Here is a 21,296-nt window from a genome sequence, read left to right as displayed (position 1 = left end):
GCTCTCGTTGACTCTCGGCTCGTGGGAGCCCGGTGGAGTGAATCGAGGTCCATCCCGATCGGCCTCAGTCGGGCGGACGTGACTCGCACTCGGCGCTGACGGCGGTCGATGCTAGCACGCGACCCAGCCCCCAGAATCCGAGCCAGAGGGCGCCGCCGACCACGCCGGCCGCCCCCCAGAGCACGCCCCCGCCATAGCGGTCGTAAACCGACAGGCCCAGCGCCGGCGCCAGCAGGAAGGCGGTCGCGAAGGCCATCGTATAAGCGCCCATATAGCGCCCGGCGCGCGCCGATCCGGCCCGGGCGGCGACGAAGATGTTGGTCATCGGCAGAGTGAGCATCTCGCCGACTGTCCAGACGAGCACGGTTGCGGCGGCGAAGAGCGCCCCGCGCCCCAGGGGCAGGAGCGCGAAACCGAGGCAGAGGAGAAAGGCGCCCGGCCCGATGATCGCGAGTGGAGCCAGGCGCTCGGTGCGGTGCAGGATGAGCATCTCAAAGGCGACTACGACGAGCGCGTTGAGGCCGAGGAGCCCCCCGATGGCGGCCTCGCTGAGCCCGTATTCATGGTGCAGATAGAGCGGAAAAGTGCCATTGATCTGGAAGAAGACGATCGCCAGAACCATCGCGAGGCCGAGGAAGACGACGAACGGGCCGTCGCGCCAGGGCGAGCCCACCGGTTGCGGCGCCTCGTCGGAAGCTGCGACGGGCCGCATGCCGCGGCGCGCGGCCCGCCGGCGGGCGAGAAAGAGGACTGCGGCGGCGGCCCAACAGGTGCCGGCGTCGGCGAGAAACAGCAGATCGTAGTTGGCGCTCGCCAGAAGGCCGCCGACCGCCGGTCCGATCGACATGCCGGCGTTCACGGCCAGGCGCAGGAGCCCCATCGAACGCCCCCGCACCTCCGCCGGGACATCCTTGCCCGCTGCGGCGAGCAGTGCCGGCCGGTAGCACTCCGCGACCAGGCTGATCACCACCATGGCGACGCCCCAGCCGCGTTCCGATTCGATCCGGGTGAGGGCGAGGAATCCGAAGCCGGTGCCGATGAGGGAGAACTGCTGCACCGCGACTGGCGACCAGCGGTCCGCCGCCCATCCACCGAGGAAGGCGCCGCCGATGGCGCCGGCGCCGTAGAGGGCGAGCATCCGGCCGGCTGCGGCGGGACTCCACCCGAACTGTCCGGTCAGGTAGAGGGTGAGGAACGGCAGCACCATCGTGCCGGCGCGATTGACCAGCGTGGCGAAAGCGAGGATCCAGACCTCGCCGGGGAGGCCCGAGAAGGCACGGACGTAGCTCCGGCCGAGCCGGCGCAGGGGGCTCAAGCGATCAGCTCGTAACGGAAAGCTGGCGCGAAACGCAGATCTGGGCTGGCGTCGCGCGGCTCATCCGGCCGCGGTCATCGGCGCAGCGACCGGCACCTCGCGCGCCCCTTCGAAGGCGAAGACGAACTGAACCCTGGGCACGAGGAAGGCCGAGTGCACCTCGGACCAGCCTTCGACGGGTACGAACGGCAGGAATGTCTCGAGCCAGTCGGCCTGCTCGATCCGCGCGCTGACCGGCAGCGCAGGGGTCGCCGGCCGGTCGGTCTCGACACGCCGCAGGGAGGCGCCCTGCCGCCAGAAGGCGCGAGTGCGGTCGCGAAAGAACGCGACCTCCCCCTCCCACTGCCGCGAGGAGCGCGGTCGCGGATCCTCGACCTCGCCGCCCGAGCCTCCGCCGGCCGCTCCGGCGAATCCTCCGGGTGCGCCGATGCGCACCGCCGTCGTCAGGCGAGCTCCGGCGGAGAACCTCCAGCGCCAGATGCGCGGATCCGGATCTGGAGCCCCGCCGCTCTCCCGAAGGGCGCCATCCGCCGGCGCCTCCGGAAGCCCGTCGGGAAACTCACAGACCGCCGCCGAGAGCGGCTGCCCGCCGACGAGTCTCCCGAGCGGCACCACCCATCCGGGCACCAGCTGGCGAAGCAGCAGGACCGACGCTGTGTTGACGGCGTCGCGCACGTAGAGTCGCGCATCGACCTGGGGATAGGACAGAGCGAGCCAGCTCGCTCCCCGCAGGTGGAGACCTACCTGGCGGTAGAGCACCAGCGAGAAGAACGCCAGGCCTTCACTCCCAACGTGGCCGGCGCGCCCCAGGTCGTAGCGCAGCCCGGCCGGCGCCGGTGGCAACGCCGCGAGCGGAATCGCCCAGTTCAGGTAGAGAGCATCGGCGAGCGCCGTTTCGAGGACCACCCGGGGAAGTTAGCCTGTCTCCCGCTGACCGGCAAGTGGGCACGCGTCGCAAGAGCGCCGGACGGCCGCTTTCAGGGGAGAATGGCGCCATGAACCGATCGTCTCGCTCCGCCGCGATCCCCCTGCTCGGCTGCACCCTGACCGTCGGCATGCTGCTCGCGACCTCCGCGACCCGCGCCGACAGCGGCTCCCCGCCTGCCGTCGTCGAGCCGACACCGGCCGGCGGGCCGATCGACGCCGCGGGCCTCGCCGCGACGGTGCGTTTCCTCTCCTCCGACGCCCTCGAGGGGCGAGGGCCGGGGAGCCGCGGCGACCAGGTGGCGCGGCTCTACCTCTCCAGCGAGCTCGAAGCTCTCGGCCTGGTGCCGGGAGTCGGCACGGGCGCCGGCGCGGGGTCGCCATCGCCAACCTGGGAGCAGTCGTTTCCGATGGTGGGCATCGATTCGCAGGCCCCGGCGACCTGGGAGTTTCAGGCTCCGGGCGGCCGGGTTGCGCTCGCCCGCCGGGAGGAGTTCATCGCGGCGTCGGGCGTCCAGGCGGCGACAGCGACGATCCAGGATTCGGAGGTCGTCTTCGTTGGCTACGGCATCCAGGCGCCGGAGTACGGCTGGGACGATTTCAAAGGGGTCGATCTGCGGGGCAAAGTCCTGCTGATGCTCAACAACGATCCGGACTGGGACGACGCCCTCTTCGCCGGCAAGCGCCGGCTCTACTACGGCCGCTGGACCTACAAGTACGAGAGCGCCGCGCGCCAGGGCGCGGCTGGCGCCGTCATCATCCACACCACCCCCTCCGCCGGCTATCCGTTCCAGGTCGTTCAATCCTCCTGGTCGAGCGAACAGTTCGAGCTCCCCGCGGGCGACGAACCGCGCCTGCAGATCTCCGGCTGGACGACCGAAGGGGCCGCCGAGAAGCTGGTCGCGCTCTCCGGCCGGAAGCTCTCCGAGCTCGTCGAGGCCGCGAGGTCGAAATCGTTCCGTCCGGTGCCGCTCGGCATCCGCACCAGCCTGACGCTCGAGAACCAGATCCGCAAAGTCGAAACCGCGAACGTCGCCGGGCTCCTGCCCGGATCCGATCCCGTCCTGCGTGACGAGGTGGTCGTCTACACCGCCCATCACGACCATCTGGGCGTCGCCTCGCCCGACAAGGAGGGCGACACGATCTACAACGGCGCGCTCGACAACGCCACCGGCTGCGCCCAGCTCCTCGCCCTGGCAAGAGCGTTCGCGGCCTTGCCCGAGCGCCCGCGGCGCTCGATCCTCTTCCTCTTCGTCGCCGCCGAGGAGCAGGGCCTGCTGGGCTCCCGGCACTACTCGACCCACCCGACCTTCGCTCCGGGCAAGATGGCCGCGAACATCAACCTCGACTCGGCGAACATCTACGGCCGCACCCGCGACGTCACCTACGTCGGCTTCGGCAAGTCGTCGCTCGACGCCGTGGTGACCGCCGCCGCCGCGGCGCAGGGCCGGGTCGTCCACGGCGACCCGGCGCCCGAGAAGGGCTCCTTCTACCGTTCGGACCAGTTCCACTTCGCGCGCATCGGCGTGCCGGCGATCTACCTCGACCCGGGAACCGAGTTCGTGGGCGCGGGCGCCCCGGCCGCCAAGGCGCGACAGGAGGCCTACGACGCGACCTGCTACCACCAGCCGTGCGACGAGTTGAACGCCGACTGGGTCTGGGACGGCATGCTCGAGGACACCCGGCTCGCGCTGGCCATCGGCACCGCCATCGCCAACGCCGACGCCATGCCGACCTGGAACCCCGGCGACGAATTCGAAGCGGCTCGCGAGGCTGCGCTGGCCGACGGCGCCGGAAACGGGACACCGTGAAGCAACGCCTGGACCGCAACACCTCCTTCTGACCGCCGCAGGGCCGGGCGACCATGGAATACCCGGGTATTCCGCGTGGTGCTACACTGGTGTCATGAAGATCGGCGTCTCCCTCACCGAGGAGCTCGTCCGGTTCGCGGACGCGGAAGCGGCACGGCGCGGCACGACGCGCTCGGGTCTGCTGGCGGAGCTCCTCGACGAAGCCCGCGTCCGCGCCCGGACCCGGGCCTACCTGGACCGGCATGGCTGGGACGTCGCGGAGGACGAGACCGCCTGGCGCGACTACCAGCGTGCCCGCATGGCGCAGGAGTATGCCGAAGATGACTGGTGACTCCCCGCTGCCCAGCCGCGGTGAGGTCTGGTGGGTGCGCGTCGACAAACGCCGTCCGGCGGTCATCGTCCAGACCGACAAGGTCCGCGAGCCCCGCATCGCTTCATTTCTCGTCGTGCCGCTGACCGGCCGTCTGCATCTCGAGGGACTGCCCGGAAACGTCCGGCTCGACACCCGCTCGACCCGCCTTGGGAAGCCCTCCGTCGCCAACGTCTACGACCTGCAGAAGGTCCTCAAGGCCGACCTGATCGAGCGTGTGTCCCAGCTTCGGCCGAGCGAGCTCGCGGCGCTCGACGCCGGCCTGCGCCTCGTTCTCGAGCTCTGACCGATGACCGCTCAGGCCTGGTTGGGGATCGGTATCCTGGTGCTCGTCGTCCTCGTCCTCCTCGAAGGCAAGCGCCAGGAGAGGATCCATGGCAAGAGCCGGCGGCGCGGACTGATGCGCACGGGACTCCTCGAGCTGCAGAAACAGCTCGAACCCGAGCGCAAGATCGAGATCCTCCTCGACGAGCGCGACGACACCGAGGCCGAGGAGAGCGCCGCGCCGCCGCAGCCGCCGCCTCCGACAGCTTCGCGGCGGCCGCAGGGCAAGGCTTGAGCCTCCCCGAAGCGCTCCGCTCCCTGAGGCATCGCAACTACCGGCTCTTCTTCGCCGGCCAGCTCGTCTCGCTCACCGGCACCTGGATGCAGTCGGTCGCCCAGGCCTGGCTCGCCTACAGCCTCACGCACTCGGCCGCCGTCCTCGGCATCGTCGGCTTCGCCGGCCAGATCCCGGCCCTGCTCTTCTCCCCCGCCGGCGGCGTCGTGGCGGACCGCTTCGCCCGGCGCCGGGTGCTGCTCGCGACCCAGGCCACCTCGATGGTCCTGGCGTTCACTCTCGCGGCGCTGACGCTCGGCGGACAGGTGTCGATCTCCTGGATCCTCGTCCTGGCGGCACTCTCCGGCGTGGTGAACGCCTTCGACATTCCCACCCGCCAGGCGTTCGCGGTCGACATGGTCGGGCGCGACGACCTGGTGAACGCGATCGCCCTGAACTCGTCGATCTTCAACGGCGCGCGCGTCCTCGGGCCGGCGATCGCCGGTATTCTCGTGGCTCGGATCGGCGAGGGCTGGTGCTTCCTCGTCAACGGGGTGAGCTATTTCGCGGTCCTCGGCAGCCTCCTGGCGATGCGGCTGCCGGCGCCGGCGCGGGGCGCGCACGCCACTACTGCATGGGCGAGCGTGCGCGAAGGCTTCGTCTACGCCTCGCGCGCCCGCCCGGTGCGCGCCCTCCTGCTGCTGCTCGGCGTCGTGAGCCTCACCGGCATGCCCTACGTCGTCCTGATGCCGGTCTTCGCGCGCGAGATCCTGGGCGGCGGCGCCCGCGAGCTCGGTCTGCTGATGGGCTGCGCCGGTGTGGGCGCTCTCCTCGGCGCGATCGTGCTCGCCAGCCGCAGGCACGTCAAGGGCCTGGGTACGTTCATTGCCATCTGCGCCGGCGGAATGGGGATCTCCCTGATTGCCTTCGCCCTCTCGCGCGACTTCCGGCTCTCGGCGCTCCTCCTCGTGCCGGTCGGCTTCTTCGTCATGAGCCAGATGGCGAGCTCGAACACGCTCATCCAGTCGCTCATTCCCGACGCCATGCGCGGCCGCGTGATGTCGCTCTACGCCATGATGTTCATGGGCATGGCGCCGATCGGCGCCCTCGTCGCGGGCTTCCTCGCTGCCCGGATCGGCGCTCCCGCGACCCTGGCCGGGGGCGGTGCGATCTGCATCGCCGGTGCCCTCCTCTTCGCCCGCCACCTCCCCGCCCTGCGCCTCGAAGCCCGCCAGATGATCGTCGAGCTCCAGATGTCCGCCGGCGCCCCGCCCGAAGAGCCGACCTGAACCTCACCCTCCTGGACGCAGCTGCTTTCGCCTGGACTAGACTCCGCTGCTAGTGCATGCCAGACAACCACGACCCTGGGAGGCCTCATGAGCTACGTCGATGGATTCGTCTTCGCGGTGCCGAAGAAGAAGGTTGCGGAGTACAAGCGGATCGCGAGGAAGGCCGGGAAGGTCTGGATGGAGCATGGGGCGCTCGCCTATCAGGAGTGTCTCGGGGAAGACATTCCGAAGAAGAAGAAAGGGAGTGTGTCCTTCCCCGGTATGGTGCTGGCGAAGCCCGGCGAGCTCATCGGCTTCTCCTGGATCGTCTACAAGTCGCGCGCCCATCGCGACAAGGTGCTCAAGAAGGTTCTCAGCGATCCCCGGCTCGCCAAGATGATGAACCCCGACGCGATGCCGTTCGACATGAAGCGCATGGCCTACGGCGGATTCAAGACCCTCGTCTCGTTCTGAGCGTTGGAGGGTCGGCATGATCGCTCCAACCCCGGTGACGCTCGAAGGCGACGGAGTACGGCTCGAACCGCTGGCGGCGGCGCACTGTGACGGCCTCGCTGCGGCGGCCGCCGACGGCCGGCTCTGGGAGCTCTGGTACACCTCCGTGCCGGCGCCGGAGGAGACTGCCGGCTACATCGACAGGGCGCTCGCCGGCCAGCGCGCCGGCGACATGCTGCCGTGGGCCGTGCGCGAGCTCGCGAGCGGCGCCATCGTCGGCAGCACGCGCTACCACGACATCGTCGCGGCGGCCGACCGGGTGGAGATCGGCTGGACCTGGTACGCCGCCGCCTGGCAGCGCAGTCACGTCAACTCCGCCTGCAAGCTCCTGCTCTTCACGCACGCCTTCGAGACGCTCGGTTGCCGGGTGGTCGGCCTGCGGACCGACAACTTCAACTTCGCCTCGCAGAGGGCGATCGAAGCGCTCGGAGCGAAGAGGGACGGAGTGATCCGCCATCACTGGGCGCGGCGCGACGGCTCGGTGCGCGACACCGTCCTCTACAGCGTGCTCGCCAGCGAGTGGCCGGACGTCCGCAAGCATCTTTCCGGCCGGCTCGCCCGGCACCGCGCCCCCTGAGGCGGTGCCGGGTCGTCGCTCGAGGGCCGGCCCCGTCAGGGTACCGTCTGATGCCAGGCTGCGGTGTCGCCGCTCTCGAAGCCGTCCAGGAACGGCAGGTTGGAGAGCGACAGGTCATCGTAGAAGGTCGAGGTCGCGTTGTTGGCGAACAGGTCCACGCCCCGCAGGCTGACCGCTCCCTCGGGCCCGAGGTGCGTCGACCAGGGGGCCGTGTAGAACTGCGCGCCGTTGTAGAAGACCGTCTGGGTATTCGCCGTCAGGTCGGCGACGACGCGGATTTCGACCCACTGGTCGCGCACCAGCGGCGCCGTCACGCCGGTGGTGCAGTCGCCGAGCGTGTCGTCGCGAACCACTCCGGCGGTGCCGTCGAAGCAGAGCTGGACCGACCAGTGCCCGAACGCCAACGCGGGATAGGTGTTGAGGAGGATGAAGTAGGTGCGGCCGGTAACCGCCGTCGGCAGGTACTGCCAGGCCGTGTAGGTCCACACGCCCGATGTGTAGCCTGAGTACTGGTGGACGAGGTCGGTATCGCCGACGACGTCGATCGAATTCGGGGCGCTTCGGAGTTGCGTGGCGCTGGTCAGCGCGCCGACAGTTCCCGAACCGCCCCAGCCCTCCCACCCGCCCTGCCCGATGACCTCGGAGCCGGTGGCGTACGCATCGAAATGCTCGATCCAATTCGGCGCCGGACCCAGCGGCTCCTGGGCGAGCGGCAGGTCGGCGGGCGGCGGCTGGGCGAGCCGGAAGTCGGAGGCGCCGGCCTCCCCGGGGAGCCAGGCCCCGAGGGCGATGGCGGCGGAAGCGCTGCAGAGGACGAGCATCATCTTGGGCTGCATCTTTCCTCCCTGAAAAAGGATGGCGCGGCGGGCCGGCCATCGTTGTACGGACGCCGATTCCGATCCAGGAACGGATCGGATCGAATCCTCCTTCCTTCCGGAACGCGACGAGTGGGGGTTTTCTAGCACACTCCTCCGGGCTCCCCAGCACAGGACTCCACAGCGAGGCCACCCCTCTCTGCTCTGCCCTGCGCATGCAGCGAAGATGCCAGCTACGATCGAAGAGTCAGCGGGTACGAGATCGCGCGAATCGCCCCGGCAGCGACGCGCGCCGGTCAGCGATTCCCCAATCGCGCGGAGGTTTCGTCAATTCTCCGATCGCAGTCGGCATCGCCTCCCCCCGACTCGCGACGGACTGAATCCCGACTTGGTGGCGCGCCCGGCGCGCCACGAAAGCGCGCTGACGCGGCCTTAGCTAGATGTCGAGCTCTCGCCCGAGGTGGCGAGCGGCGGCGGCGAGGATCTCTTCGCGCATGGCGGCCAGGTGGGAGCGCTTCTCCGCTTCGGGCAGGAAGGAGTGCGCGGCGGCCGCCAGCGCGAGATTGGCGAGCACCTCCGGCGTGTAGGAGTAGGCCTCGCCGACCCGCCGGAACTCCTCCGAGAGCGTCGTGTCGAACAGCGCCGGGTCGTCGGTGTTGATCGACACCTCGAGCCCGGCGCGGCGCATCTCGTCGAACGGATGGTGCGCCACGTCGGGCGCAACGCCGAGGCAGATGTTCGAGGTCGGGCAGACCTCGATCGGTACGCGGTGGGTGCGCAGCCGGTCCACGAGACCAGGGTCCTCGATCGAGCGCACGCCGTGACCGATGCGCTCGGCGCGGCAGGAGTCGAGCGCCGAATAGACCGCCTGCGGCCCAGCGTGCTCCCCGGCGTGCGCCACGCAGTGAAGCCCGGCGGCGGCGGCGGCGGCGAAGTGGTCGGCGAACGGCTCGCTCGGGAAGAGCGCCTCGCGCCCGGTGAGCCCGAGCGCGACCACCACCCCCTTCTTCTGGCCCGCGAGAGCCCAGTCGAGGGTCGGATCGGCGGTCTCCTTGCCGACGTCGCGCACGATGTCGGGAATCAGGCGGATGCGCACGTTCTCGTCGCGCTCGACCGCTACGATCGTCTCGGCCATCGCGTCGAGCACCTCGTCGATCGCGACGCCGTTCTGCCAGTGCGTCCCGATGGTGAAATGCACCTCCGAGTAGCGGATGTTCTCCGCCGCCTGGTCGATGGCGAAATCGGCGAGCAGACGCTGGAAATCCTCGGGGTCGCGGACGCACTTCGAGCAGGTGAGATAGATGTCGACGAAGTGGTCGAAGTCGCGGAAACGGAACCACTCACGCAGACCCGCTTCGTCATCGGCGGGCAGCGTCACCCGCCGGCGGCGCGCGAGTGCCAGGAGCGTCCGCGGACGCATCGCGCCTTCGAGATGAACGTGCAACTCGACCTTTGGAATCGCGCGCAGGAAACCTTGGAGAGTCAGAGTGCCTCCTCGGGACGAAGTCCCCGGGAAACCTGGGTGAGCGGGCCGCGCCCCTGTTTCTCGCGCAGCCGATCGAATACCAGCGGCGGCACGAGACCGGTGATCTCGGCGCCGAAGCGCGAGACCTCCTTGAGCAGCCGGCTGGAGACGTAGCTGTACTCCTCCTTGGGCATCATGAAGACGGTCTCGATGCGCGGATTCAGATGCCGGTTCATCAGCGCCATCTGGAACTCGTACTCGAAATCCGAAACCGCCCGCAGGCCGCGCACGATGGTGCGCGACCGGATCTGCTCCATGAACTCGACCAGGAGGCCCGAAAAGCTCTCGACGCGGAAGATCCCGTCGTTACCCACCAGCGCCCGGATCATCTCCATGCGCTCCTCCACCGTGAAGAGCGGGTTCTTGTCCTCGTTGTGCAGCACCGCAATGACCACCTCGTCGAACATCGGCCGGCAACGCTCGATGATGTCGAGGTGGCCATTGTGGATCGGATCGAACGAGCCGGGGTAGACCGCGACGCGACGGCTCATCGTTTCACCTCGGAGGAGAGATCGAACGTCTCGTAGTTGAGCGCGGCGTCCGCGAGGCGCAGCAGCACCAGCCGCGCCGAGTCCGGAATCTCGCCGAGCAGTAGCGTCTCCTGCTGGCCGTCGAGCAGACCGTCCGCGGCGGCCACCGGCCGCCACTCCCCGGCGTCGATCGACAGCAGCGCCTCGCGCAGCGGATTCAATCGGTCCGTCACGCCGACGCTCCAGACGCCGCCACGCTTCTCGGCGCGGGCGCGGGCCGGCGGCGAGTGGTCGATGACCACCGGCTCGCTTTCCTGTTCCGCGGTCAACTCGTCCTCCGCACTGTTGCCGCGGCGATCCGAGGCCGTCAGGCGGAAGCGATAGCGCCCGTCCGGCAGAACGGTGGCATCGAAGCCGAAGAAATCCTCCTTCACGTCGTCGGTCAGCGGCAGCCAGGCGGGCGCTCCGGCCTCGGTCCGCACCGCGAGCGCGTAACGCAGCTCGTCGCCGTTGGGATCGGTCACCCGCCAGCGCAGCGTCCGCTGGCCGAGCTTCCAGAGCTGTTTCGTCCGCGTGTCGCCGCCGGTCGCCGCCGGTTGCAGGGTGGTGAAGATGCCGTCCTTGTTCGGTCCGGCCGGCTCGTAGGCCTGGTCGGCCGGATTGAAGTTCGCCGGCACCAGGATCTCGCCGGGGTCGAGGGCACCGAAGCGGTCGATCCTCGGCCGCTGGTTGACCTGGCGGTACGAGGCCTCGGCCAGCATCAGGCGCGGCGATCGCCCGCGTTCGCCCGTGAGCTCGGCCTGCCACTGCAGGTAACGGCCGTTGCCGATCGGGGGGATCGGCACCTCCCAGCCCCGGCCCACCGGCACGCCGTTCGCGGCAGCGCTCCAGGGCGACCAGGTGGCGTCCGGGATGGCGCTCGATCCGGTACGGAAACTCAGGCGGACGCTCGTGCCCTCCGGCATCTCGCCACTCCAGCGAAAGACTCCGTAGCGGGCCAGAAGCCCAGAGTCGAGTGGCGCGCTGATGTAGGTCCCGCTGGCCGAGGCCCGCTCTGTGAGGCGATAGAGAGCCGCAGCGTTGGTCGTCAGGAGTACCGGCAGTCCGGCGGCCGCGCCGCGGATTCCGGCGCCCAGGTCGGTGCCGGCCGCGTCGGCACCGAGCCCGACGACCTGGCGCTGGTCGAAGTCGTGGTCCAGCGTGACGTTGAGCGGCGGGAGGGGGGGGACCGGCGTGGCCGCCGACGGTGTGCCCTCGACGCCCTCGACGCTGTAGAGACGACCCTCGGCGCCGGTCGCCACGAAGAGGCGGCGGCCCATCCACGACATCGCGAAGACCGTCTCTTCCTGCGACGTCCAGACGGTTTCGACCAGACCTGCCGCCGAGATCGCCACCAGCTCGCTGCGCGGGCCTTTCGCTCCGGGAGGGCGCGACCCGGCGGCCGCCGGCTCCGCATCCCCCTCCCCCTCCACGCTCACGGTCGCCTGCGAGTCGGCAGCGGCGTCGCTCCCCTTGGCCGCATCTGCCGCCGGCCGCGGCGCCGCCAGATCGAGATAGCTCGCCTCCGAAGCCAGCACGGCCGCGAAGACGGTTCCGCCCGGAGCCTCGGCCAGGGCGACGGCTTCGGAGAGCGCCGAGTCGTAGATCGTCCGCACGCTGCCGTCGGCGGAACGCCGCAGGAGCAGCCCCTGCCCCGCGGTTCCGATCAGGAGGCTGCCGTCGCGCTCGACGAGGAGGCTGCGCAGGTGGGCATCCTCACCGTCGTAAGCGAGCGTCCCCTGACCGGCCGCGTCGACCCGGTAGAGGTGCCCTTCCGTGCCGGTCGCGACCCAAAGGGCGCCGTCGGCGCCGCGCGCCAGCGCCCAGATGTAGGTCTCCTGCGGATCGAAGAACGGCGTGGCCTCGGGCGCCTTGCCGGCCGCTCCGGGGCGGATGCGGTAGACCTTGCCGGAAGGCGAGGTACCGGCGAAGAGGGTTCCGTCGCGGTCGGCGTGGAGCGCGAAGACGTTGGCCTCCGGCGCGTCGAAGAGGACCGAGACCGCTCCGTCGCGGGAGACCTTCAAGACCCGGCCCTCGCCGCCGGTCCCGATCGCCCAGCCGTCCGGGAGCGTCGCGATCGCGAAGGCGAACGGCTCCGGAACCTGGGCGACCGTCTCGACGTCGGCCGCGAGCGTCAGGACACCGCGGGCGTCGATCCGGACGCCGGTGAGCGTGCCGGCGACGAAACCCGCCTGCGACTGGATCTGGTGGATCCGGACCGGACTCGCGCCCGACGGCGCGGCCCAGGACAGGGCCCCCGCCAGCACCGCGCCGCAGCACCGGAGCCAGCGCGGCCAGCGGCACGACCGACACCTCGGAAAGACAGCTGAGGTTTCAGCTTTCATCGCGTCCCTTTCAGGTTCGGCATCGCTGCCCGCCCGCTTCATCTTCCGCCGCCCTGCCGGGTGCCCGCAGTTTCGCGGCCGGGAGGCCGGCGGATCTCGATGTCCACCCGCAGCAGCCCAGCGAGAGGGCGGTCACGGCGGAAGGCCTCATTCTGCACGATCGCATTGCGCACGACGGTGGCGCTCTTCGCGCCCATCGCCCCCCAGATCGACCGCATCGAGCCGGGGAGTCTCGGCAGGAGGTCGCCGCCCGACGAGAGCCCGCCGCCGGAGATCACCCCGAGCACGACGAGGTCGCTCGAGGAACGCAGCGACCGCAGGAAAGCGAGGGCCTGTTCGATCCGGGCCGGCGGCGCCGGGGCGAGTGCCAGGCGGGCCGCGTCGGCGCTCGCTCCGTCGCCGACCAGGAGCGAATATCGGCCGTCCGGCAGTCCCGACGGCACGACGACCTGCTCGCTCCAGCGGACATTCTCGCCGCGCCAGCCGCGAGCGTCGATCTGCAGGTCGAGCGTCTCTCCCGGCGCGACCCGCGTCCGGCTCGGACGCACGAAGGTCAGCATCGCGGCCCGTGGCTCCGTCTGGAGGCGGACGTCGACGCCGATCCCGCTCACTTCGAGCTGCGCGAGGTCGTTCTGGGTGACGTAGGCAAGCACCGACATCACGAAACCGATCGCCTCCTCAGGGGCGCCCGGACCGTCGAAGCTCTGCTCGAGCACGATCGCCGGTCGCGCGGGCGCTCCGCCGAGATCGACCCGCAAGGCGAGGTCGACGTTGCGCACTCCAGCCGTTCCGGTGGCGACGTCCCAGGAGCCGAGACAGCCGATCGCCGCGAGCGCCGGCAGGAACTGTGGCATGCCGGCCAGCTGGAGATCGAATCGGCGTTCGACGGGACCGAGTACACGGACGACCAGAGGGACGGTGCGCGCCACCGTCCCGACCCGGCCGACCGAGCCGTAGGTATGGTCGCGCTCGAAGCTCCCCATCGCCGGGCCGGAGTTGGCGAGCTTGAACGACGACAGCGCGCTGGGCATGACGGTGACGACTTCGGAAGAGGCGAGCGGCATGCTGATCTCGCTGATCCCGACGGCGGAGTGGCCGAAGGCGAAGAGCCGGTCGCCGATGCGATCGGTGACCGTGCCGGTCGCCGCGAGCCGCAGGTCGCCGTCCACGAAGACCGCCGCGACCGAGCTCCCGGGGCCGAGATCGGAGTCGATCGCCGCGCTGCGTCCGCCGCCCAGCTCCGAGAGCGAGAAGGCCGACGAAGGCAGCAGACGCGAGAGGAGGGTGCGCGAGCTCTCCCCGAATCCCGAGGCTCCCCAGAGAAGCGCCGACCGGCCCTCGTTCGAGACCGCACGCGCGAAACGCTCGAGCTCGTCGTCGAGTCGCCCGGACGGGATCTTCCGCGCCAGGATCTCGTCGAGCAGGACCGCCACGCTCCGCGGCGCCGCCGCCCCTGCGATCGGGCTCGGGGCCGCGCTGCTGCCGATCGCCCGCATCGCGGCAATCGGCGTGATGCCGGCGATCGGCTCGGTCGCGAACGGCCAGGAGAAGGCGACGGCGCCCGCGAGCCGGCCGTCGAAGTAGACCGGGCTGCCGCTCATCCCGGCGATGACGCCGCTCTTCTCGAGATTCTGCCCCGAGAGGCGGGCCAGGATGTAGCTGCCCTCCGGCTTCTGGTTTTCGAGCACGCCCAGCACCTCGACCTCGAAGCGCTCCGGCGTGGTGCCCTGGAAGACCGAGAGGCCGTAGCCGCGCATGCCGGCCTGGATCTCCTCCACCGGAATCGTCGCGACTTCGGGGAACGCAGTTTCGATCCCAGTGGCGAAAAGACCGGTAAAGGAAAAGAGAGACAGCCAGGCGAGACCGACGAGCGTACCGGCTAACACCCCCTTTACTGGAAGCTTCTTGCTTGCCTCCTCGGGCGGTGCGCTTCGGTGCCTGGCATCAACCAACTTCATCTCGGCCCTTCCTGAGGATGACGACCTCTCCGTCGCTCAACGCGACCAGGGTCGAGGGCGCGCCGCCAGCGGTCGTACCCTGATCTACGACGAGGAACTTCTCGGCGGATGCCTCGAGCCAGGACCGGACTTCGTTCGGATTCGTGAGCGGCGGCTCGCCGCTCGGGTTGGCGCTGGTCGCGGTGAGGGCGTGGCCGAGCTCGCCCAGCAGCGCACGGAGGCCTTCGTGCGCGGGAATGCGGGCCGCGATCGTCGGGGCGCCAGCGCTCGCCGCGATCGGCGCGGTGAGCGGCAACACCACCGTCAGCGCTGCCGGCCAGCGCGGCCGGGCCCAGGCCAGGGCTTGCGAGTCGGCCTGAACACCGAGGGCGAGCAGCTGCGCGACGTCCGCCGCAACGACGGGCAGGGCCTTGCCGCGCTCGCGACCCTTCAGCCGGTAGATCGCCTCGATACCCTGCGCGTCGCGCGGATCGACTCCGAGGCCATAGCTCGACTCGGTAGGGACGGCCAGCACTCCGCCGGCCGCGAGCAGCTCCGCTGCGGTCATCGCTTCTCTCCTGCCGCGATCAGCATCTCCTCGGCGTGCGAGCGCGACAGCGCGGTCACTTTCTCGCCCGACAGCATGCGGGCGATCTCGGCGACGCGCTCGGCGCGATCCAACCGCTCCACGTCGGCGAACGTCCGTCCGCTCCGCACTCGCTTCGTCACGCGGTGCTGCACGTGCCCGCAGCTTGCAACCTGGGCGAGGTGGGTCACGGCGAGGATCTGTCCGCGCTTCGCCAACCGCCGGAGCTTCTTCCCCAGCGCCGACCCTTCGGCGCCGCCGACGCCGGCGTCGGCCTCGTCGAAGACCATCGTCGGACCGCCGGCGACCTCTTCACCCCGCGCCGCGAGCTGCAGGGCGAGCGAAACCCGCGCCAGCTCGCCACCGGAGGCGATGCGCGACAGCGGCATCATCGGCTCCCCCGGGTTGGGTGCGAACTGAAAGACGACCCGGTCGAAGCCGTGTGGACCGAACTCGACGCCCTCCCCGTCGATCTCGAGGGCGCTTCCTGCGCGCCGCGTCGTCTCGAGGCTGACGCCGAAGCGCGCCCGGGCGAGCGCCAGGTCGGTGAGCTCGCGTTCGAGCCGCTGGACGAGCTCGGTCGCCCAGACGGCCCGCAGGCGGCTGAGCTGCGAGGCGGCGGCGCGATAGGCCTCGAGCGTGCGGCCGGCGGCCTGCTCGAGGGCGGCGCGATTCTCCTGCGAGTCGTCGAGCTCGGCGAGCTCCTCCTTGAGCCGCCGCTGCGATTCGAGGAGCTCCGAGCTGGTCGCACCGTACTTGCGGAAGAGCCGCTCGAGGAGCGCCAACCGGTCTTCGATCTCGTCGAGGCGCCCGGGTTCGCTGTCGGCACCGGCGGCATCGAGGCGGCCGCGCAGCTCGCGTGCCAGCTCCTGGACCCGGGCCGCGATCTCGTCGAGCTCGGGAATGGCGGCCGCCGCCGTCGCCTCCCATTGCACGACCTCGGCGAGGCCGTGCCGTGCCGTGGCGAGCCGGTCGGCGACCGCGTCGTCGCCTTCGTAGAGCATCGAGAACGCTCCGCCGAGGGCGCGCACGATCGCCTCGCGATGGCGCAGGAGGTCGCGGCTCCGGCGCAGCTCCTCTTCCTCGCCGGCGACCGGCTGCGCCGCTGCGATCTCGCCGAGCTGGAAGCGCAGCAGATCGATTCGTTCGGCGCGCAGGCGGGCGTCACCCTGCAGACGCTCGAGGCGTTCGGCCGCGAGAGCATGCTCGGCATAGCGCGCCGCGACACGCGCCGCGGCCTCGAGCCCCTCCTCGCCGCCGAGACGGTCGAGCCACTGGCGCTGGAGCTCCGGATCGGCGAGCCCGAGCTCGTCGCGCTGGCCGTGAATGCGCAGCAATCGCGGCGCGAGCTCCTGCAAGAGGCGCAGCGTGACCGGTTGATCCTGGACGTAGACCCGGTTACGCCCCTCGCGCGAGATCTCGCGCCGGATGACGAGCTCGTCGCCGTCGCCATCGTCGGCGACTTCGATTCCGGATTCGCGGAGCCGCGCCCGCAGCGCTTCGTCGCACTCGAAGATTCCCGAGACGGTCGCGCCCTCGGTTCCTTCGCGGATCAGGTCGCCGGCTGCGCGGGCGCCCGCGAGGAGCGCCAGCGAGTCGACCACCAGCGACTTGCCGGCACCAGTCTCACCGGTGAGCACGTTCAGACCGGGAGCGAGCTCGATCTCGCCCCCCGCCAGTACCGCCAGATTCTTCACGCTGAGTCGGCGCAGCATGTTCAGTTTGGAGGGCTAGCCTCGGGTAAACGACGGCACATAGTCAGGATCGTCCTGCAACTCGCGCTCGGAGCAGAGGAAATCGTAGAAGCCGCAGCGTACGCTGCCGGGATGCTCGCGACAGATTCGGGGCCGGGCGTCGTAGATGCCGCACTGCCGTGTTTCGAGGTTCAGGAACTGGCAAACAGAACCGAAGATGGCGTCCTTCTGGTGCCGCAGGACGCGAAGACTGCCGCCCGGGACCAGCTTCGTGAAGCGCTTCGACGCGACTTCGACGGGAAGGCCGTGGTGCTTCGCGAGTCGTTCGACGTCGGCCGGCTTGGCCTCGATGTGGTCGTACGAACAGCAGTGCGCAGGGCACTTCGAGCAGTTGAAGAAATGGGGCTTGCGCGACATTTACGGATACTAGCAGCCGCGCTGACCGAAGTTACGCGGGTCGGGCCGGTGCGGGGGGGCCACCCCGCATGGCTTCAAGCTGCTGGTGGCGCCGGCAGCACCGGCGGATTCGACTGTGCCACCACGCGATTCCGGCCGGCGCCCTTGGCGAGGTAGAGCGCCCGGTCCGCGGCCTCGAAGAGAGCCTGGTCGGTGGCCATGCCGCCGTCGCGCTCGGCGATGCCGAACGAGCACGAGATCGAGAAGACCGCGCCTTCACGCGCGAACTTGAGCTCCGCCAGCCGGTCGCGGAGCTTCTCGGCCAGCCCTTGACCGCCCTGGAGCCCGGTCTCGGGGCACAGGACTGCGAACTCGTCCCCACCGAGGCGGGCGAAGACCTGCTCCGGCCGGATGTGCTCGCGCACCGATGCCGCCACCTGCTTGAGCACCATGTCGCCACAAAGGTGACCGTGGGTGTCGTTGACCTCCTTGAAGCTGTCGAGGTCGAACAGCACCAGTGTCAGCGGCCGGTCATGGCGCTCGGCGCGAGAGAACTCCCGGGCGAGCTCCTCGTGGAACTTGCGCTGGTTGAGCGCCTCGGTGAGCCCATCGCGCATGACCATCTGGTAGATCGCTTCGTGGTACGCGTGCTCGACGTCCTGTTCGTGCAGGAACTTGAAGTGCACCGATCCGACCTGGAAACGGTCACCGCTCCGGAGCAGCGCCGGCCCGTCCACCCGCTGGTCGTTCACGAAAGTGCCGTTCGTCGAACCCGCGTCCTCGACCGTGACCTTGCGGCCCTGATAGCGCAACCGGGCGTGACTGCGCGAGATCGAACGCACTTCGGGGAGACTGATGTCGACGTTGTCGGCGCGGCCGATCTCGAGCGTCGAACCGGAGACCAGGCGGTAGCGCGTGCCGAGCCGGGCATTCTCCGGATGGGCGATCAGGATGACGTTGGCCTCGAGCGCCGGACGCCCGGAAGCCTCTTCTTCGGCGTCACGATTGGCGAGGGTGATCGCCCCGGTGCGCTGCCGGTCATCCAGCTCCTCGAGACGAAAGCTGTCGGTCGAGGGCTGCCTCTGTCTGGCGCGGCTCACTCTGGGGAGAGCGTACTACCGGCGCCCGGCGAGGGCAAACGACTATCGGCCGGACACTTCAGCCCGCCGACCGCCGGCAGCGACGACCCGGTCGAGGAAGCGCCGCAGGAGGGTCGCGGACTCCGGGCTCGGGCCCAGGGCCTGTTCCAGGCTCGCCATCGCACCGTGGTCGGAGAGGTACTCCTCGCGATAGACGTTCGCCCGGTCGAGCATCCTCTCGCGATCGAGCTCGACGTGGAACTGCGCGCCATAGACCGGCGCGTCGCGCAGGCAAAACGCCTGGTTGGGGCAGAGAACGCTCGCCGCGAGCTCGACGGCCCCCTCCGGCAGCCGGACGACGCGGTCGTGGTGGCCGAGCTGAACCCCGAACCGGCGCGGCAGGCCCGCCAGCCAGGGGTCGGCCTCGCCCGCCGCGGTGAGCTCGATGTCGAACGTTCCGAGCTCTTTGCGCTCGAGATCGGTGATCACCGTGCCGCCGAGCGCCTTGGCAATGAACTGGTGCCCCCAGCAGGAACCGAACAGCGGCCGACGCCGAGCGACCAAGTCACGGACCAGCGTCGTGAGCGGCCCGGTGAATGGATACTCCTCGGTCACCGAGTGCGCTCCGGCGCCACCGATCACGACAGCGTCGAAGCCGACCGCGTCGTGCAGAGCGAGGTCGGGCCGGTTGACGAGGTTCCGGAAGGTGAACTGCTCGGGACGGAGGCCGGAGAAGTGGATGAAACAGTCCTGCTCCTGGCGCTCGACCTCGGGCTCGTCGCGAATCTGCAGGAGAAGGACCTGGAGCCCGGCCAGCCGATCCTCAGCGGGCACCGAACATGCCCTTGAGGACGTGGGTGGCGACCTCCGGGTTCTCGCGCAGGCGACGCGTCGAGTAGGGGTACCAGTCGCGACCGTAGGGCACGTAGACCCGCAGCCGGTGGCCGTCGGCGAGGAGGATCCTCCGGAGCTCGGGGTCGACGCCGTAGAGCATCTGGAACTCGTAGCGCTCGCGCGGCACCTTCAGTCGGTCGACGAGCGCGACCGCGCCACAGGCCAGGTGCTCGTCGTGGGTCGCGATGCCGACGTAGATCCCCGATGTGAGCAGCTTCTCGAGCGCCTCGAGGAAGTTCAGCCGGACGGTCTCATAGCCCTTCCAGGCCACCGTCCGCGGCTCGATGTAGATCCCCTTGCACAGCCGGACGTTGGCGCCGGCCCTGGGCAGCGCGGCAATATCGGCGAGCGTGCGGCGCATGTAGGCCTGAAAGACCACGCCCACGTTCTGGTGCCGGGCGAAGACCTCGCGGTAGATCGCGAGCGTCCGGTCGGTGGTCGAGTGGTCCTCCATGTCGATGCGCACGAAATTCCCGTGCCGCGCCGCCGAGGCGACGATGCGCAGGACGTTCTCCTGGCAGAAGCCGGCGTCGATCTTGAGACCCAGCGAGGTCAGCTTGATCGAGACGTTCGACGGCAGGCCGCGCGCCGCGATGGCGTCGAGCATTCGGACGTACTCGTCGGCGGCGGCGGTCGCCTTGGAGCGCTCGGAAACCTCTTCTCCCAGCAGGTCGAGAGTCGCCATGGCACCTTCGGCGGAGAGCTTCTCCACCACGGCCAGGGCATCTTCGAGCTTCTCGCCAGCGACATACCGGCTCGCTACGCGTCCAACGATGGCCTTCGGGACCAGCGGCAGTCCCTTGACGATGATCCAGCTCGCGATTCCCATGGCGGTCGGAACCCGGCGCCGCTCAGGCGCCGACCGCGGAGGCTGGCAGCTCGATCGCCTCTTCGGCGACCCAGCGCACCGACTTCGAACAGGGGCAGACGCCACCCACGCGGCGCAGCTGCGGCATCGACTTCTGCGCTGCGTCAGCCGTCTTCTCGCCGGCTGCCACCGCCTGCAGGTTCTCGACGAAGTCCTGGAAGTCGCGGGTGGCGCGATAGCCGTCGGGAAGCGTCTTCGTGAGGTGGCCGAGATAGCTCTCGACGCTCTCGAAACGCTCGCCATCCATCCCCACCCAGGAGAAGGCCGGGACACCGCGACGCCGTCCGTACTCACGGTGCGGCAGGCGCAGGAGCTCCTCGAACTTCACGCCCCGGAAGCTGCCGCGATCGCGCTCGAGCGTCGCGAGGCCGACCTCGGCGTCGGTGAGCGAGAGCTCGGGAAGGCGGGCGCGCAGATAGCGCATGTTGAGATCCCGGACGACTTTCGCGCACTCTTTCGCATACTGGTCCTGGGACTCGGCGTTCTTCATCGGCTTCAGGCCCCATTTGACGTTGGTCGCCCCGCCGCGCTCGTCACCGAACATCTCGTAGGCCCTCGGCACCCACTTGTTGAGGTGTTTCTGGATGACCTCCATGGTGATCATCGGCGAACCTGCCGCCGCCTTCACCACCCAGCGGCGCAGGGGAACCACGCCGGTCGCGAGGTGGAACGCCTCCTCGCGCAGCATCTGCGGCATCGAGTCCGCCATCGGCGAGTAGGCCGAGACCTTCTGCAGGGTGAGCTGGTACTTGCCGACCCGGTCGATCAGGGCGCAGAAGACGATGTTGTCCACGAACGATTCGAAGTCGATATTGAAGGCGCCGAGCACATGGGAGCCGGTCTTCATCGACAGGATCTCCTCGACGGTCTGCTCCCGGGTCTGGCCGGTGACCGGCTGCCAGTCGTCGTCGGTCAGCAGGTGCAGCATCTGGTAGCCGTGACGCAGCTCCTCGGCCATCATGCGCAGCACCATCGCCTGTTCCTCTTCGTCCTGAGCGCGGGCGAGGGTCAACTGATGCTGCTGGATCGAGCCGAACTCGGTCGACGCCTGGGCGCGGATGGCGCTCACCAGGTGATGCGCCGCTTCGGGCTTCATGTCGCAGGCCCGGGTGTACTTCGCTCTGCCCTGATCCTCGCCGCACTCGATGGTGCACGGCATCCCGCACTCGCGATAGGCGCACAGGCGGAATTTCTCGTCGCGCGGAAAGTAGCGGTCCCAGTTCTCCATCAGGTATCCGAAGTCGGGCAGATAGGTGTCCCGCCAGCGCTCCACTGCCTGGTGGAACTTCTTCGGGATTTCGGTCGTTTCGGTCGCCATGGTCGGTTCGATCC

The 21,296-nt window shown here is 69.6% G+C and carries 21 protein-coding genes; 7 read left to right on the top strand and 14 right to left on the bottom strand.

Features of this window, described 5'->3' with window-relative positions:
• Positions 1-64: 64 nt before the first annotated feature.
• The gene (locus tag KBI44_02915) at positions 65-1,315 is read right to left on the bottom strand and encodes an MFS transporter (protein ID MBP9143408.1); all 1,251 of its coding nucleotides are present in this window, start codon (positions 1,313-1,315) and stop codon (positions 65-67) included.
• Positions 1,316-1,375: 60 nt separating this feature from the next.
• On the bottom strand, positions 1,376-2,221 hold the full coding sequence (locus tag KBI44_02910; protein MBP9143407.1) for a DUF2071 domain-containing protein: 846 nt from the start codon (positions 2,219-2,221) through the stop codon (positions 1,376-1,378).
• A gap of 89 nt (positions 2,222-2,310) precedes the next feature.
• On the opposite strand from KBI44_02910, the gene KBI44_02905 reads away from it, so the two are divergent.
• The 7 genes from KBI44_02905 to KBI44_02875 all read left to right on the top strand — a co-directional run bounded on the left by KBI44_02905 (position 2,311) and on the right by KBI44_02875 (position 7,316).
• Positions 2,311-4,050 carry a M28 family peptidase gene (locus KBI44_02905; GenBank protein ID MBP9143406.1) on the top strand — a complete coding sequence of 580 codons (1,740 nt, stop codon included), beginning with the start codon at positions 2,311-2,313 and terminating at the stop codon, positions 4,048-4,050.
• 94 nt (positions 4,051-4,144) lie between these two features.
• Positions 4,145-4,381 (top strand): hypothetical protein, encoded by a 237-nt coding sequence (locus KBI44_02900; GenBank protein ID MBP9143405.1) that lies wholly within the window; start codon positions 4,145-4,147, stop codon positions 4,379-4,381.
• The gene (locus KBI44_02895; protein ID MBP9143404.1) at positions 4,371-4,706 is read left to right on the top strand and encodes a type II toxin-antitoxin system PemK/MazF family toxin; all 336 of its coding nucleotides are present in this window, start codon (positions 4,371-4,373) and stop codon (positions 4,704-4,706) included. The genes KBI44_02900 and KBI44_02895 overlap by 11 nt, the downstream gene beginning before the upstream one ends.
• A 3-nt stretch (positions 4,707-4,709) precedes the next feature.
• The gene (locus KBI44_02890; protein ID MBP9143403.1) at positions 4,710-4,979 is read left to right on the top strand and encodes a hypothetical protein; all 270 of its coding nucleotides are present in this window, start codon (positions 4,710-4,712) and stop codon (positions 4,977-4,979) included.
• A complete protein-coding gene (locus KBI44_02885; protein MBP9143402.1) occupies positions 4,976-6,247 on the top strand; it encodes an MFS transporter in 1,272 nt (423 codons plus the stop codon). The genes KBI44_02890 and KBI44_02885 overlap by 4 nt, the downstream gene beginning before the upstream one ends.
• 87 nt (positions 6,248-6,334) lie before the next feature.
• Positions 6,335-6,700: a DUF1428 domain-containing protein gene (locus tag KBI44_02880; GenBank protein MBP9143401.1), complete on the top strand. Its 366-nt coding sequence runs from the start codon at positions 6,335-6,337 to the stop codon at positions 6,698-6,700.
• Between the two features lie 16 nt (positions 6,701-6,716).
• Positions 6,717-7,316 (top strand): GNAT family N-acetyltransferase, encoded by a 600-nt coding sequence (locus KBI44_02875; protein ID MBP9143400.1) that lies wholly within the window; start codon positions 6,717-6,719, stop codon positions 7,314-7,316.
• Positions 7,317-7,351: 35 nt separating this feature from the next.
• Here KBI44_02875 and KBI44_02870 read toward each other — a convergent pair whose 3' ends face one another.
• From KBI44_02870 to KBI44_02815, 12 genes are all read right to left on the bottom strand, one after another.
• Positions 7,352-8,152, bottom strand: a complete 801-nt coding sequence (locus tag KBI44_02870; GenBank protein MBP9143399.1) for a hypothetical protein — start codon at positions 8,150-8,152, stop codon at positions 7,352-7,354.
• A gap of 415 nt (positions 8,153-8,567) precedes the next feature.
• The gene (gene add / locus KBI44_02865) at positions 8,568-9,551 is read right to left on the bottom strand and encodes an adenosine deaminase (protein MBP9143398.1); all 984 of its coding nucleotides are present in this window, start codon (positions 9,549-9,551) and stop codon (positions 8,568-8,570) included.
• Positions 9,552-9,613: 62 nt separating this feature from the next.
• Positions 9,614-10,147 carry a pantetheine-phosphate adenylyltransferase gene (gene coaD, locus KBI44_02860; GenBank protein MBP9143397.1) on the bottom strand — a complete coding sequence of 178 codons (534 nt, stop codon included), beginning with the start codon at positions 10,145-10,147 and terminating at the stop codon, positions 9,614-9,616.
• A complete protein-coding gene (locus tag KBI44_02855) occupies positions 10,144-12,432 on the bottom strand; it encodes a hypothetical protein (GenBank protein MBP9143396.1) in 2,289 nt (762 codons plus the stop codon). Before KBI44_02855 ends, coaD begins: the two co-directional genes overlap by 4 nt.
• Positions 12,433-12,548: 116 nt before the next feature.
• Positions 12,549-14,468 (bottom strand): hypothetical protein, encoded by a 1,920-nt coding sequence (locus KBI44_02850; protein ID MBP9143395.1) that lies wholly within the window; start codon positions 14,466-14,468, stop codon positions 12,549-12,551.
• Positions 14,455-15,015, bottom strand: a complete 561-nt coding sequence (locus KBI44_02845) for an L-threonylcarbamoyladenylate synthase (GenBank protein MBP9143394.1) — start codon at positions 15,013-15,015, stop codon at positions 14,455-14,457. The genes KBI44_02850 and KBI44_02845 overlap by 14 nt, the downstream gene beginning before the upstream one ends.
• Positions 15,012-16,748: a DNA repair protein RecN gene (recN, locus tag KBI44_02840; GenBank protein ID MBP9143393.1), complete on the bottom strand. Its 1,737-nt coding sequence runs from the start codon at positions 16,746-16,748 to the stop codon at positions 15,012-15,014. Before recN ends, KBI44_02845 begins: the two co-directional genes overlap by 4 nt.
• 15 nt (positions 16,749-16,763) lie before the next feature.
• The gene (locus KBI44_02835) at positions 16,764-17,144 is read right to left on the bottom strand and encodes a YkgJ family cysteine cluster protein (GenBank protein MBP9143392.1); all 381 of its coding nucleotides are present in this window, start codon (positions 17,142-17,144) and stop codon (positions 16,764-16,766) included.
• Positions 17,145-17,218: 74 nt separating this feature from the next.
• Positions 17,219-18,223 carry a GGDEF domain-containing protein gene (locus KBI44_02830; GenBank protein ID MBP9143391.1) on the bottom strand — a complete coding sequence of 335 codons (1,005 nt, stop codon included), beginning with the start codon at positions 18,221-18,223 and terminating at the stop codon, positions 17,219-17,221.
• 42 nt (positions 18,224-18,265) lie between these two features.
• Positions 18,266-19,036, bottom strand: a complete 771-nt coding sequence (locus tag KBI44_02825) for a type 1 glutamine amidotransferase (GenBank protein MBP9143390.1) — start codon at positions 19,034-19,036, stop codon at positions 18,266-18,268.
• Positions 19,026-19,925 (bottom strand): proline dehydrogenase family protein, encoded by a 900-nt coding sequence (locus KBI44_02820; GenBank protein MBP9143389.1) that lies wholly within the window; start codon positions 19,923-19,925, stop codon positions 19,026-19,028. The genes KBI44_02825 and KBI44_02820 overlap by 11 nt, the downstream gene beginning before the upstream one ends.
• A 22-nt stretch (positions 19,926-19,947) precedes the next feature.
• Positions 19,948-21,282: a phenylacetate-CoA oxygenase subunit PaaI gene (locus tag KBI44_02815; GenBank protein MBP9143388.1), complete on the bottom strand. Its 1,335-nt coding sequence runs from the start codon at positions 21,280-21,282 to the stop codon at positions 19,948-19,950.
• Positions 21,283-21,296 lie beyond the last annotated feature (14 nt).

The sequence above is a fragment of the Thermoanaerobaculia bacterium genome (assembly GCA_018057705.1).
GTDB lineage: Bacteria > Acidobacteriota > Thermoanaerobaculia > Multivoradales > JAGPDF01 > JAGPDF01.
The sequence above is the reverse complement of the archived record's forward strand: the minus strand, read 5'-3'. Positions and strand labels throughout refer to the sequence as shown.

Excerpts from the sequence above, each read along its gene's own strand:
- KBI44_02905 (MBP9143406.1), top strand. The coding sequence starts at position 2,311 with ATGAACCGATCGTCTCGCTCCGCCGCGATCCCCCTGCTCGGCTGCACC.
- KBI44_02900 (MBP9143405.1), top strand. The coding sequence starts at position 4,145 with ATGAAGATCGGCGTCTCCCTCACCGAGGAGCTCGTCCGGTTCGCGGAC.
- KBI44_02895 (MBP9143404.1), top strand. The coding sequence starts at position 4,371 with ATGACTGGTGACTCCCCGCTGCCCAGCCGCGGTGAGGTCTGGTGGGTG.
- KBI44_02890 (MBP9143403.1), top strand. The coding sequence starts at position 4,710 with ATGACCGCTCAGGCCTGGTTGGGGATCGGTATCCTGGTGCTCGTCGTC.
- KBI44_02880 (MBP9143401.1), top strand. The coding sequence starts at position 6,335 with ATGAGCTACGTCGATGGATTCGTCTTCGCGGTGCCGAAGAAGAAGGTT.
- KBI44_02875 (MBP9143400.1), top strand. The coding sequence starts at position 6,717 with ATGATCGCTCCAACCCCGGTGACGCTCGAAGGCGACGGAGTACGGCTC.
- KBI44_02870 (MBP9143399.1), bottom strand. The coding sequence starts at position 8,152 with ATGCAGCCCAAGATGATGCTCGTCCTCTGCAGCGCTTCCGCCGCCATC.
- add (MBP9143398.1), bottom strand. The coding sequence starts at position 9,551 with ATGCGTCCGCGGACGCTCCTGGCACTCGCGCGCCGCCGGCGGGTGACG.
- coaD (MBP9143397.1), bottom strand. The coding sequence starts at position 10,147 with ATGAGCCGTCGCGTCGCGGTCTACCCCGGCTCGTTCGATCCGATCCAC.
- KBI44_02850 (MBP9143395.1), bottom strand. The coding sequence starts at position 14,468 with ATGAAGTTGGTTGATGCCAGGCACCGAAGCGCACCGCCCGAGGAGGCA.
- KBI44_02845 (MBP9143394.1), bottom strand. The coding sequence starts at position 15,015 with ATGACCGCAGCGGAGCTGCTCGCGGCCGGCGGAGTGCTGGCCGTCCCT.
- recN (MBP9143393.1), bottom strand. The coding sequence starts at position 16,748 with ATGCTGCGCCGACTCAGCGTGAAGAATCTGGCGGTACTGGCGGGGGGC.
- KBI44_02835 (MBP9143392.1), bottom strand. The coding sequence starts at position 17,144 with ATGTCGCGCAAGCCCCATTTCTTCAACTGCTCGAAGTGCCCTGCGCAC.
- KBI44_02820 (MBP9143389.1), bottom strand. The coding sequence starts at position 19,925 with ATGGGAATCGCGAGCTGGATCATCGTCAAGGGACTGCCGCTGGTCCCG.
- KBI44_02815 (MBP9143388.1), bottom strand. The coding sequence starts at position 21,282 with ATGGCGACCGAAACGACCGAAATCCCGAAGAAGTTCCACCAGGCAGTG.